The organism is Enterobacter cloacae complex sp. 394I7 (assembly GCF_057320345.1).
The window spans coordinates 1-12,755 of record NZ_JBXWCR010000008.1 but is presented as its reverse complement, the minus strand read 5'-3'; the positions used below and the strand labels follow the sequence as shown (position 1 = coordinate 12,755).

The 12,755-nt window shown below is 52.6% G+C and carries 9 protein-coding genes and 1 rRNA gene; 8 read left to right on the top strand and 2 right to left on the bottom strand.

Annotation, left to right across the window (positions count from 1 at the left end):
• The first annotated feature begins 8 nt into the window (after nucleotides 1–8).
• Nucleotides 9–2,102: a putative bifunctional diguanylate cyclase/phosphodiesterase gene (locus AC2FAP_RS20280; RefSeq protein ID WP_449541798.1), complete on the top strand. Its 2,094-nt coding sequence runs from the start codon at nucleotides 9–11 to the stop codon at nucleotides 2,100–2,102.
• On the opposite strand, the gene envR is transcribed toward AC2FAP_RS20280, so the two are convergent.
• The gene (gene envR, locus AC2FAP_RS20275) at nucleotides 2,006–2,725 is read right to left on the bottom strand and encodes an acrEF/envCD operon transcriptional regulator (protein WP_449541799.1); all 720 of its coding nucleotides are present in this window, start codon (nucleotides 2,723–2,725) and stop codon (nucleotides 2,006–2,008) included. The two genes, AC2FAP_RS20280 and envR, sit on opposite strands and share 97 nt — an antisense overlap.
• A gap of 383 nt (nucleotides 2,726–3,108) precedes the next feature.
• Between envR and AC2FAP_RS20270 the strand changes: the two genes are divergently transcribed.
• The 7 genes from AC2FAP_RS20270 (at nucleotide 3,109) to AC2FAP_RS20240 (ending at nucleotide 12,539) form a co-directional block, all read left to right on the top strand.
• Entirely contained in the window at nucleotides 3,109–4,248 is a 1,140-nt protein-coding gene (locus AC2FAP_RS20270) for an efflux RND transporter periplasmic adaptor subunit (protein WP_047355525.1), read from the top strand.
• A gap of 11 nt (nucleotides 4,249–4,259) precedes the next feature.
• Nucleotides 4,260–7,373, top strand: a complete 3,114-nt coding sequence (locus AC2FAP_RS20265; RefSeq protein ID WP_449541800.1) for an efflux RND transporter permease subunit — start codon at nucleotides 4,260–4,262, stop codon at nucleotides 7,371–7,373.
• Between the two features lie 303 nt (nucleotides 7,374–7,676).
• Nucleotides 7,677–7,898, top strand: coding sequence for a lipoprotein (locus AC2FAP_RS20260; RefSeq protein WP_008502867.1), 222 nt, complete (start codon nucleotides 7,677–7,679; stop codon nucleotides 7,896–7,898).
• Nucleotides 7,899–8,385: 487 nt separating this feature from the next.
• Complete coding sequence (locus tag AC2FAP_RS20255; protein ID WP_014171877.1) at nucleotides 8,386–9,411, top strand: amino acid ABC transporter substrate-binding protein; 1,026 nt, start codon at nucleotides 8,386–8,388, stop codon at nucleotides 9,409–9,411.
• 67 nt (nucleotides 9,412–9,478) lie between these two features.
• Nucleotides 9,479–10,660 (top strand): amino acid ABC transporter permease, encoded by a 1,182-nt coding sequence (locus AC2FAP_RS20250; protein WP_025202895.1) that lies wholly within the window; start codon nucleotides 9,479–9,481, stop codon nucleotides 10,658–10,660.
• 9 nt (nucleotides 10,661–10,669) lie between these two features.
• A complete protein-coding gene (locus AC2FAP_RS20245; RefSeq protein WP_025202894.1) occupies nucleotides 10,670–11,773 on the top strand; it encodes an amino acid ABC transporter permease in 1,104 nt (367 codons plus the stop codon).
• Between the two features lie 7 nt (nucleotides 11,774–11,780).
• Nucleotides 11,781–12,539 carry an amino acid ABC transporter ATP-binding protein gene (locus AC2FAP_RS20240; RefSeq protein ID WP_014171880.1) on the top strand — a complete coding sequence of 253 codons (759 nt, stop codon included), beginning with the start codon at nucleotides 11,781–11,783 and terminating at the stop codon, nucleotides 12,537–12,539.
• Nucleotides 12,540–12,642: 103 nt separating this feature from the next.
• Here the strand turns inward: AC2FAP_RS20240 and rrf are convergent.
• Nucleotides 12,643–12,755: ribosomal RNA gene (rrf, locus tag AC2FAP_RS20235) — 5S ribosomal RNA — on the bottom strand; the annotation flags it as partial.

The window sequence follows — 12,755 nt, the reverse complement described above, 5'->3', positions numbered from 1 at the left end:
AACCGATCATGCTGGTTAGCCAATACAACCATATCCTCGTAGTCCTCTCCTTTGTTGTTGCTATCCTTGCTGCCTATACCGCGCTGAATATGGCTGCTCGTGTTGCCGGGAGTCAGGGCGTGGCTGCGCGCGTCTGGCTGGCCGGCGGCGGTATTGCCATGGGGATTGGCGTGTGGGCCATGCATTTTATCGGCATGCTGGCGATGGACCTCTCCATGAGCATGCGCTACAACGCAACCCTGACGGTGCTATCCATGGTTATCGCCGTGGGCTCGTCACTGTTTGCGCTGTGGCTTGTTAGCTGTGAGCAGTTACGTTTGCGCCGTCTGCTGCCCGGTGCGTTAGTGATGGGCTGCGGCATTGTGGCGATGCATTACACCGGCATGGCGGCGCTGGAAGTCTCTCCCGGTATTATCTGGGACAAAAAATGGGTGGCCATTTCGGTTGTCATTGCGCTTGCGGCTTCACTCGCCGCATTATGGCTGACGTTCCGCTTGCGGCATGAAGCGTCTCAGGTGTCGCTGATGCGTCTTGCCGCCGCCGTTACGATGGGGATCGCCATTGCCGGTATGCACTATGCCGGGATGAAAGCCGCTCAGTTCCCAATGTCGACCATGACACATCATGAAGGTATTAACGGCAGCTGGCTGGCAGTACTGGTCAGCGTCGTCGCACTCGCCATACTGGGGATCACGCTGCTGGTCTCGATGCTGGATGCCCGCCTTCAGGCACGAACCTCCCTTCTGGCCTCATCCCTTGCAGAAGCGAACCGCGAACTCGCTCAACTGGCTTTGCAGGATACGCTGACGCGTCTGCCGAACCGTGTTTTGCTGGAGGACCGACTCGATCAGGCCATCAGCAAAGCTGACCGTGAAGGCACCCATTTTGCACTGATGTTCATGGATCTCGACGGGTTTAAAACCATCAACGATGCGTACGGCCATGATGTCGGTGACAGACTGCTTGTCGCCGTGACGCAGCGCCTGCTCACGCCCCTGAAGGGTCAGTTCACCCTTGCCCGTATCGGTGGTGATGAGTTTGTTCTGCTGGCTGAAGGAGAAGGTCCGGATGATGCGGCCTCGCTGGCCAACTCGCTGGTTCGCGCTATCGATAGCCCATTCAATCTGGATCCCTATGAACTGGTGGTAACCCTTAGCATTGGTATCGCGCTCTATCCCCACGACGGTAAAACCGAGCGCGAGCTGATGTTTAACGCCGATGCGGCGATGTACCACACGAAGCACATGGGCCGAAACGGTTATCACTTTTTCCAGCCCTCCATGAACACCCTGGCGCAGACCCATCTCCAGTTGATGAACGATCTGTGGCTGGCTATCGATCGTAATGAACTGCGCCTGCTTTATCAGCCAAAATTCCACGCACCGGCGGGTCCTGTCCTTGGGTTCGAGGCGCTATTGCGCTGGCAACACCCGAAACAGGGATTACTGACGCCAGACCTGTTCCTGCCGCTGGCGGAAAAAACGGGGCTGATCATCCCGATTGGTAACTGGGTGCTTAATGAGGCCTGCCGTCAGTTGCGGGAGTGGCACCTTCAGGGGCATCAAAACTGGTCGATGGCGGTGAACCTGTCGACACTGCAGTTTGAGCAACCTTCACTGGTTAAAACGGTGCTCGACTGCCTGACGCGTCACAACGTACCGCCGGAGATGCTGATCCTTGAAGTGACGGAAACCACGGCGATGAGCAACCCGGATGAGAGTGTGCGCGTGCTGACAGAGCTGACGGATGCGGGCGTGAAAGCGTCCATTGATGATTTTGGTACCGGCTATTCCAGCCTGCTTTATCTCAAGCGTCTGCCGGCCTGTGAATTGAAAATCGACAGAGCGTTCGTGAAAGAGTTAAGCGGTGAAAGCGAAGACGCCACCATTGTCTCAGCGATTGTGGCCCTGGCAAAAACGCTAAATCTGAAAGTCGTGGCGGAAGGGGTGGAAACCGAAGCACAGCAAACCTTTTTGACGGCGCTGGGCTGCAACACGCTTCAGGGCTATCTGTTGGGCAAACCGGTCAGTGCACAGACCATCGAAACGCTCTGCGCGCAAGGGGAAATGTTACCTGGCGCTGAGCTAAAATCATCCTCATGAGGCGACACCCGCACGACAGGGAGTGTCGCCAGAATACTATCGACCAGCGCAGGAGCCTGCTGGTAAAGATTAAAACTGCTGTTATTCATTAACCAGTTTTTAATGATCCCGCTGAAAAAACCGTGGAAAACAATCAGGATCAGATCAACATTTACCTGTGACGAAATGAGGTTCCGCGAAATACAGTCCTGCAACGTGGCACGTAAAGACTCATAATTAAAACCAATACGTTTTCTGATTTCACACTCTGAAATCATATCGCTATTAAATTCACACTTATGATACAAAATTTGCAAAAGAGCACATTGCCGAGGCTCATGTGCAATATATTGCAACGCAGCAATAAATTGCTCACGAAGCATTAACAAGGGATCGCTGCCCGCAGAAAGAGAAAGTCTGTCACGAATGATGTCACGAAACGGTAATTGCTGTTCCCAGATGGCATTAAATATTTCTGATTTACTGGTAAAATGCCAGTAGATGGCACCCCGTGTAACATTTGCTGCATCCGCGATATCCGTCAGCGTCGTGTTCGCCACGCCCCGCGTCGCAAACTGCCCGATAGCTGCTTCAATCAGCTGCTGACGGGTTTGTTGAGCCTCTTCTTTCTTTTTACGCGCCATAGACGACTACTCGTTACTCACAAGGTTTATATTTACACGGATCAGGTACACGAAAGTATTCACTACTTTGCGTTTTAATTTTGCACAAAAAAAGTCAAATCGCTTAATTAATAATTTAGACAAATGCATGGATACAATTAAATTCATGAGATAAATACTTGAACCACGGTAAATGCCATTTATCTGATTAACCAGCCAGAAGTATATCCCCGCTAACACCAGGTTTGATTCTGATTTTTGCCTTAAGGCCTGTTCATTCGCACTTATAAATTAAAAAACATTAATTACCCTCATTATTATACGCCCTACATTTTATTTTTATCCCTCTGCCCTGCTACCGATTCACGGCAATTATCGGTTCATGGGTATTTAAAGGAACAGTAATGACGAATTATTTCAGACGTTTGCCCTTATCCGGTTTTATTGTCTGCGCGGTACTGCTCGCTGGATGCGATGGTCAGGAAAACCAACCACCACATCCGCAGGCGCCTCAGGTCAGCGTGCATATAGTGAAAAGCGCCCCTCTGGCTGTCACCACCGAACTCCCGGGCAGAACAGATGCCTTTCGCGTTGCGGAGGTTCGTCCTCAGGTGAGCGGCATCATCTTGCGTCGTAACTTCACAGAGGGAAGTGATGTAAAAGCCGGCGAGTCACTTTATCAGATCGATCCTGCCACCTATCAGGCCGCGTATGACAACGCGAAAGGTGAACTCGCGAAGGCCCAGGCGGCGGCTAACATTGCGCACCTGACGGTAAAACGTTATCTCACGCTGGTTGGCACGCAGTATGTCAGCAAGCAGGAATACGACCAGGCCGTGGCGACAGCGCAGCAAGCAGATGCCAGCGTCGTTGCCGCACAGGCAGGCGTTGAAAGCGCGCGCATTAATCTTGCCTATACCAAAGTGACGTCTCCCGTCGAGGGTCGCATCGGTAAATCCAGCGTCACCGAAGGCGCGCTGGTGACCAACGGGCAAGCCGCAGCCCTGGCAACGGTTCAGCAGCTTGATCCGATGTATGTCGACGTCACCCAGTCCAGCAGTGATTTTATGCGTCTGAAGCAGACGAGCCTGCAAAAAGGAGAGGCCACCAGCACCGTTGAGCTGGTGATGGAGAATGGTCAGCCCTACCCGTTGAAAGGTACGCTGCAGTTCTCGGATGTCACGGTCGACGAAAGTACCGGCTCTATCACCTTGCGCGCGATTTTCCCAAACCCACAGCACCTGCTGTTGCCTGGCATGTTTGTCCGGGCCCGCATTGATGAAGGTACACAGCCTGATGCGATTCTGGTCCCACAACAAGGCGTGACCCGCACGCCGCGCGGTGATGCATCCGTTCTGGTGGTTAACGATAAAAACCAGGTTGAGTCACGTACCGTCGTTGCCCCTCAGGCGATTGGCGATCGCTGGCTGGTGACGGAAGGGCTGAAAAATGGCGACCGCGTCATTGTCAGCGGCTTACAAAAAGTCAGACCGGGCGCTACCGTCGTCGCGACGCCTGATACCACCACGACTCCAGCCGGTTAAGGGACGACGACATGGCTAATTTCTTTATCCAACGGCCGGTTTTCGCCTGGGTGCTTGCCATCATTTTGATGATTGCAGGCGGGCTGGCTATTCTCAAACTGCCCATCGCGCAGTATCCGACCATTGCCCCTCCCGCCGTGGCTATCACCGCAACGTATCCGGGTGCTGATGCGCAAACGGTGCAGGATACCGTAACGCAGGTTATCGAACAGAACATGAACGGTATCGATAACCTGATGTATATGTCATCCACCAGCGATTCCGCAGGTAATGTCACCATCACGTTGACCTTCCAGTCTGGAACAGACCCGGACATTGCGCAGGTACAGGTGCAGAACAAACTGCAGCTCGCCATGCCGCTGCTACCCCAAGAGGTCCAGCAGCAAGGGATCGGTGTTGAGAAGTCCAGCAGCAGCTTCCTGCTGGTCGCAGGCTTTGTTTCCGATAACAAAGACCTCACGCAGGATGACATCTCTGACTATGTCGCGTCTAACGTGAAAGATGCCATTAGCCGCACCACGGGAGTTGGTGATGTGCAGCTGTTTGGTGCCCAGTATGCGATGCGCATCTGGCTCGACAGCAACGCGATGAACAAATACCAGCTGACGCCACTGGATGTGATTAATCAGCTGAAAACGCAGAACGACCAGATAGCGGCCGGCCAGTTAGGCGGAACGCCGTCAGTACCGGGGCAGCAGTTGAACGCCTCGATCATTGCACAAACGCGTCTGAAATCTCCGGAAGAGTTTGGCCGCGTGACGCTCAAGGTGAACCAGGACGGCTCCATGGTTCATCTGAAAGATGTGGCCCGCATTGAGCTGGGGGGCGAAAACTACAATATGGTCACCAAAATCAACGGGCAAGCGGCAACCGGCCTGGGGATTAAGCTGGCTACCGGTGCAAACGCACTGGACACGGCCGCCGCCATCAAGAGCAAACTGGCCCAGCTCCAGCAGTTCTTCCCGCAGGGGCTGAAGGTAGTCTACCCCTACGACACCACGCCTTTTGTGAAGATCTCTATCCACGAAGTGGTGAAAACCCTGTTCGAAGCGATCATTCTCGTCTTCCTGGTGATGTATCTTTTCCTGCAAAACCTGCGGGCGACGCTTATCCCGACAATTGCGGTGCCGGTCGTGCTGTTGGGTACGTTTGCGATCCTGGCGGCGTTCGGTTTCTCCATCAACACCCTGACCATGTTCGGTATGGTGCTGGCGATTGGCCTGCTGGTTGATGACGCCATCGTGGTGGTTGAGAACGTCGAACGCGTCATGGTTGAGGACAAGCTGCCGCCAAAAGAGGCGACGCAGAAGTCGATGGGGCAGATACAGGGCGCACTGGTGGGTATCGCCATGGTGCTCTCAGCGGTCTTTATCCCCATGGCCTTTTTTGGCGGTTCAACGGGAGCCATCTATCGTCAGTTCTCGCTGACCATTGTCTCGGCTATGGCGCTGTCAGTGCTGGTCGCTCTGATTCTGACACCGGCACTGTGCGCCACCTTGCTTAAGCCCGTCTCCAGCGATAGCCACGAAAAGAAAGGTGGCTTCTTCGGCTGGTTTAATGCGCTCTTTGACCGGAGCGTGAAGCATTACAGCAATAGCGTAAGCGGCATTTTGCGTAAGACCGGGCGCTATCTGGTGGTATACGTCATCATCGTCGGTGGCATGGCCGTACTGTTCCTGCGCTTACCCACCTCCTTCCTGCCCGAAGAGGATCAGGGGGTATTTATGACCATGGTCCAGCTCCCCGCCGGTGCCACCCAGATGCGAACCCAGCAGGTGCTTGACCAGGTTCAAAACTATTATCTCAACAACGAGAAGGCTAACGTTGAATCGGTGTTTACCGTGAACGGCTTTAGCTTTAGTGGTCAGGGTCAGAACTCCGGTATTGCGTTCGTTAGCCTAAAGCCCTGGGAAGCGCGTCCCGGAGCAGAAAATAGCGTTGAGGCGATTGTAAGGCGTGCGACAAAGACCTTCAGTCAGATTAAAGATGGCCTCGTGTTCCCGTTTAACCTGCCTGCGATTATCGAGCTGGGTACCGCAACGGGCTTTGACTTTGAGTTGATTGATCAAGCTAACCTGGGGCATACCCAACTGACCCAGGCGCGTAATCAACTGCTCGGCATGGTGAGAGCGCACCCCGATCTGCTGGTTCGCGTTCGTCCTAACGGTCTGGAAGATACCCCACAGTTCAAACTGGATGTCGATCAGGAGAAGGCACAGGCGCTGGGCGTCAGCCTCTCTGACGTCAACCAGACGATCTCGACGGCATTGGGGGGAACCTATGTGAACGACTTTATCGATCATGGACGCGTGAAAAAAGTGTACGTCCAGGCCGACGCTCACTTCCGTATGTTGCCAGGGGACATCAACAACCTCTACGTGCGCAGCGCGAATGGTGAAATGGTGCCGTTCTCCTCCTTTAGCAGCTCGCACTGGGTGTATGGCTCGCCTCGCCTGGAGCGCTACAACGGAATGCCTTCGATGGAGATCCTCGGTGAGTCCGCGCCGGGTAAAAGTACCGGTGAGGCGATGGCCTTGATGGAGAACCTCGCCGCAAAACTGCCTTCCGGTATCGGCCATGACTGGACGGGAATGTCTTATCAGGAACGACTTTCTGGTAACCAGGCACCTGCCCTGTACGCCATTTCATTGATTGTAGTGTTCCTGTGCCTGGCTGCGCTTTATGAAAGCTGGTCTATTCCCTTCTCGGTCATGCTGGTTGTGCCGCTGGGTGTCACGGGCGCGCTTCTCGCCGCATCGATTCGCGGGTTAAACAATGATGTCTATTTCCAGGTCGGCCTGCTGACAACGATTGGTCTGTCGGCGAAAAACGCCATCCTGATCGTCGAGTTTGCTAAGGATGTGATGGATAAAGAAGGTAAAGGGATCATTGAAGCCACACTGGAAGCATCCAGAATGCGTCTTCGACCGATCCTGATGACGTCGCTGGCCTTTATCCTTGGCGTGATGCCGCTGGTCATCAGCAGAGGAGCCGGGAGCGGCGCGCAAAATGCTGTCGGGACAGGCGTTATGGGAGGGATGCTTTCCGCAACGCTTCTGGCAATTTTCTTCGTGCCCGTCTTCTTTGTGGTTGTCCGGCGCCGGTTTACGAAACATAAAGAGTAATGTTTCTCAAAAAAGGCACCTCAGGTGCCTTTTTTATTTTTAGCATAAACAATGAATTAGATATGTCATAATCACAGCATTAATAGTTAACCATTTGCATTAAGTAAAAACGCCGCGTTACGTCTTCATATTTTCTCCATTAATTCATCCTGACAGCGACTTTTCTCCACGATTTTTACAAACAACATAATTTGAGATTATTCCCCGTGCAACGTTGCCTTATCCCGGTGGTAAAATAGTCTCCAGTTCGTTAATAGCCCTCCTGGCTGTATAGCGAATGAGAAATAATACTGAGGTAACATCATGAAAAGATTCATTTCCGTTGCACTACTCGCTGCGCTGCTTGCTGGATGCGCGCACGACTCTCCATGTGTACCGGTATACGACGATCAAGGCCGACTGGTTCATACCAATACCTGTATGAAAGGCACCACTCAGGACAACTGGGAAACAGCAGGTGCTATCGCCGGTGGTGCTGCCGCAGTGGCAGGTTTGACGCTGGGTATCGTTGCTCTGACGAAGTAACATCAGAACGTATCATGTGTGTAGAAAGCGCGGCTCTGTCCGCGCTTTTGCTTTTAAAGAGTGCAGCGTTTTCAGATAAGTAAAAAAATAGCCCCGTCTTTACCCAGCCTGTTTATTTCATCCTGCGGACAGTCACATATTTTTAATGCACAGCGTTAAATTACATATTCTATCGTGATGATTTTCACATACTAATTACATTTAATACCCTGCCAATATTCACCCCAGAAACTATCTCTTCTTTTTAAGGCATAGCCCATGAAAGTTTTGCTCCGATTTGTGGCACAGGTTGTAATTTCGCACCGTTTCGGGGCGCTCTCTTTATTTAACCCTGTCTACACTCAGCATTATGCGCTCACTGGTCACCTATTTTGTTGAGCGCAAAACCTGGCATTACGTTTGCTTTATAAACGTTGGCCAAAGCCACAGACAGGTAAAGCGTTTAAAACGCCTCTATAACGATAAATTTCGCCACACAGGATGCATTATGAAAAAGACGATGATAGCCAGCCTGGCCGCCGCGGGCATGTTGTTTGCTGTAGCCGGTCAGGCCCATGCGGGTACGACACTGGATGCCGTTAAAAAGAAAGGGTTTGTTCAATGTGGGATCAGTGACGGTTTACCTGGCTTCTCTTATGCCGATGCAAACGGCAAATTTACCGGTATTGATGTTGATGTCTGCCGTGGTGTTGCCGCCGCCGTTTTCGGTGACGACAGTAAAGTAAAATATACCCCGCTGACGGCGAAAGAACGTTTTACTGCATTACAGTCTGGCGAAGTTGACATGCTTTCCCGTAATACCACCTGGACCTCCTCACGTGATGCAGGCATGGGAATGGCATTTACTGGCGTGACCTATTATGACGGTATCGGTTTCCTGACCCACAATAAAGCGGGCCTGAAAAGCGCCAAAGAGCTGGATGGCGCGACCGTTTGTATCCAGGCCGGTACCGATACCGAGCTGAACGTCGCGGATTATTTCAAAGCAAATAACATGAAATATACCCCTGTGACATTCGATCGCTCCGATGAATCGGCCAAAGCGCTGGAATCCGGTCGTTGCGACACGCTGGCTTCTGACCAGTCACAGCTGTACGCCTTGCGTATTAAGCTGAGCAACCCGGCGGAGTGGATTGTCCTGCCCGAAGTGATCTCCAAGGAGCCTCTTGGACCGGTTGTGCGTCGTGGCGATGAAGACTGGTTCTCCATTGTTCGCTGGACCCTGTTTGCCATGCTGAATGCCGAAGAGATGGGCATCAACTCGAAAAACGTCGACGAGAAAGCCGCTAAACCGTCCACGCCGGATATGGCGCATCTGCTGGGAACAGAGGGCGATTTCGGGAAGGATCTGAAGCTGGATAACAAGTGGGCTTACAACATCATCAAACAGGTGGGTAACTACGCTGAGATCTTTGAGCGCAACGTGGGATCGGAAAGCCCTCTGAAGATCAAACGCGGCCAGAACAATCTCTGGAACAACGGCGGTATTCAGTACGCGCCACCAGTACGTTAAGTCATTGCTGTAACGGGCACTGTTAAGGCAGTGCCCGCCCCAGAGTCATGGTTACCGAGGTTTCTTTATGTCCCATCGCCGCTCAGCCGTAAAAGGATCGCTATCCTTTTCTCATCCCGCGGTCCGCGCCTGGCTATTCCAGGTTATTGCGATTATTGCGGTTGTTCTTATCGCCGTGTATCTCATCCATAACACTATAACCAACCTGAATAATCGCGGTATTACCTCCGGCTTTGCTTTTCTGGATCGCAGCGCGGGGTTTGGCATTGTTCAACACCTTATTGATTATCAGGAAGGCGACACGTATGGACGCGTGTTCGTGGTCGGTTTACTGAATACGCTGCTGGTCTCTGCACTTTGTATTGTTTTTGCCTCCATACTGGGCTTCTTTATTGGTCTGGCACGTTTGTCCGAAAACTGGCTGCTGCGCAAACTGTCTACTTTTTATATTGAGACGTTCCGTAATATCCCGCCGCTGCTGCAGATCTTTTTCTGGTATTTTGCCGTGCTGCGCAACCTGCCGGGGCCACGTCAGGCTGTTGATGCTCTTGATCTGTTTTTCCTGAGTAATCGCGGGTTGTATATTCCTTCTCCGCAGCCGGGTGAAGGGTTGTATGCCTTCATTGCCGCCCTTGTAATAGCGCTTGCTCTCTCAGCCGCCATGTTCCGCTATAACCGCACGCATCAGTTCAAAACCGGGCAGCTTCGTAAAACCTGGCCAACCGCCGCAATCCTTATCATTGGCCTGCCACTTCTGGCACACTGGCTGTTTGGGGCCGCCCTTCACTGGGATATTCCGCAGCTGCGTGGCTTTAACTTCCAGGGCGGAATGGTTTTAATTCCTGAGCTGGCAGCACTGACACTGGCGCTTTCGATTTATACCTCTGCATTTATCGCCGAGATTATTCGTGCGGGGATCCAGGCCGTTCCTTACGGGCAACACGAGGCGGCGCGCTCGCTGGGATTACCCCATACGGTGACGCTTCGTCAGGTCATTATTCCGCAAGCGTTACGGGTCATCATTCCGCCGCTGACCAGTCAATACCTCAATATTGTCAAAAACTCATCGCTGGCGGCCGCCATTGGTTACCCCGATATGGTGTCGCTGTTTGCCGGAACCGTGCTTAACCAGACCGGACAAGCCATTGAAACTATCGCCATCACAATGTCTGTCTATCTGATCATCAGCCTGGTGATTTCGTTGCTGATGAACCTCTATAACCGTCGTATAGCACTGGTCGAGCGCTAAGGATCTATGATGACAAAAGCGATACTGTCGCACTCCTCGCGCCCTGCCGGTTCGACAGGCGGACGTTTTATTCTCTGGGCGCGTAAGAATCTGTTCTCCAGCTGGAGTAACAGCCTGCTGACAATTGTATGTTTGTGGCTTATGTGGGAATTAATTCCACCGCTGCTGAACTGGGCTTTTTTACAGGCTAACTGGTCGGGATCCACTCGCGCAGACTGCACAAAAGCAGGGGCCTGCTGGGTGTTTATCCATGAGCGTTTTGGCCAGTTCATGTATGGATTGTATCCGCATGAACAGCGCTGGCGGATTAATCTGGCACTGGCCATCGGGCTGCTCTCCATCGCCGTAATGTTCTGGAAAAAACTGCCTCATCGGGGCCGTTATATTGCCTGTTGGGCAGTGGTGTATCCCATTATTGTTTGGGTGCTGTTGTATGGCGGCTTCCTGGGGCTGGAACGTGTTGAAACACGTCAGTGGGGTGGGTTAACGCTGACGCTGATTATCGCGTCCGTTGGGATAGCCGGCGCACTGCCATGGGGTATTTTGCTCGCGCTTGGGCGGCGCTCAAAAATGCCTGTCGTACGTGTGCTTTCCGTTATTTTCATTGAATTCTGGCGTGGCGTACCGCTTATCACCGTTCTGTTTATGTCTTCGGTCATGTTGCCGCTGTTTATGGCAGAAGGGACAACGATAGACAAACTGATCCGTGCCCTGGTCGGGGTCATCCTTTTCCAGTCCGCTTACGTTGCGGAAGTGGTGCGTGGGGGCCTGCAGGCTCTGCCTAAAGGTCAGTACGAAGCGGCGGAATCACTGGCGCTTGGCTACTGGAAAACGCAGGGACTGGTGATATTGCCACAAGCACTCAAGCTGGTTATCCCGGGCCTGGTCAATACCATCATTGCCCTCTTCAAAGATACCAGCCTGGTGATCATCATCGGGCTGTTCGATCTCTTTAGCAGCGTGCAACAGGCGACCGTTGACCCTGCCTGGCTGGGTATGTCCACCGAGGGATATGTCTTTGCTGCTCTGATCTACTGGATCTTTTGTTTTAGCATGTCGCGCTATAGCCAGCATCTGGAAAAGCGCTTTAACACCGGGCGTACACCGCACTGAGGAAATTATGAGCCAGATTACTATGACACCTGCCGACGCGATGATAACGCTGGAAAACGTGAATAAATGGTACGGGCAGTTTCATGTTTTGAAAGACATTAACCTCAAGGTTAAGCAGGGAGAACGGATCGTTCTTTGTGGCCCTTCCGGGTCCGGGAAATCCACGACCATTCGCTGTATTAACCACCTTGAAGAACATCAGCAGGGGCGCATTGTTGTTGATGGCATCGAGCTGAATGAAGATATTCGTAACATCGAACGGGTGCGCCAGGAAGTGGGAATGGTGTTTCAGCACTTTAACCTGTTTCCCCATCTCACCGTTCTGCAGAACTGTACGCTTGCGCCAATTTGGGTACGAAAGATGCCTAAAAAGGAAGCTGAAGCACTGGCGATGCACTACCTGGAACGGGTACGTATCGCAGAGCACGCCAATAAATTTCCCGGCCAGATATCAGGCGGTCAGCAGCAGCGCGTGGCTATCGCCCGTTCGCTCTGTATGAAACCGAAAATTATGCTGTTTGATGAACCGACATCCGCCCTGGATCCGGAAATGGTGAAAGAGGTACTGGATACCATGATTGGACTGGCGCAGTCCGGGATGACCATGCTGTGTGTGACGCACGAAATGGGGTTTGCCAGAACCGTGGCCGATCGGGTGATCTTTATGGATCGTGGGGAAATCGTTGAGCAGGCACCGCCGGATGAGTTCTTCGCACATCCTAAATCTGAACGTACGCGGGCTTTCCTGTCACAAGTGATCCATTAAACGTGTCTTAGCCCGGTGGCGCTTCGCTTACCGGGTCTGACTTTTTCCGGGAAACATAACGCAAAAAGGCCATCCTTTCGGATGGCCTCTTCACTTGTTTGATGTCTGGCAGTTCCCTACTCTCACATGGGGAGACCCCACACTACCATCGGCGCTACGGCGTTTCACTTCTGAGTTCGGCATGGGGTCAGGTGGGACCACCGCGCTAAAGCCGCC

Coding starts and splice junctions, on each gene's coding strand:
- AC2FAP_RS20240 (WP_014171880.1), top strand. CDS start 11,781: ATGAGCCAGATTACTATGACACCTGCCGACGCGATGATAACGCTGGAA.
- envR (WP_449541799.1), bottom strand. CDS start 2,725: ATGGCGCGTAAAAAGAAAGAAGAGGCTCAACAAACCCGTCAGCAGCTG.
- AC2FAP_RS20255 (WP_014171877.1), top strand. CDS start 8,386: ATGAAAAAGACGATGATAGCCAGCCTGGCCGCCGCGGGCATGTTGTTT.
- AC2FAP_RS20265 (WP_449541800.1), top strand. CDS start 4,260: ATGGCTAATTTCTTTATCCAACGGCCGGTTTTCGCCTGGGTGCTTGCC.
- AC2FAP_RS20245 (WP_025202894.1), top strand. CDS start 10,670: ATGACAAAAGCGATACTGTCGCACTCCTCGCGCCCTGCCGGTTCGACA.
- AC2FAP_RS20270 (WP_047355525.1), top strand. CDS start 3,109: ATGACGAATTATTTCAGACGTTTGCCCTTATCCGGTTTTATTGTCTGC.
- AC2FAP_RS20260 (WP_008502867.1), top strand. CDS start 7,677: ATGAAAAGATTCATTTCCGTTGCACTACTCGCTGCGCTGCTTGCTGGA.
- AC2FAP_RS20250 (WP_025202895.1), top strand. CDS start 9,479: ATGTCCCATCGCCGCTCAGCCGTAAAAGGATCGCTATCCTTTTCTCAT.
- AC2FAP_RS20280 (WP_449541798.1), top strand. CDS start 9: ATGCTGGTTAGCCAATACAACCATATCCTCGTAGTCCTCTCCTTTGTT.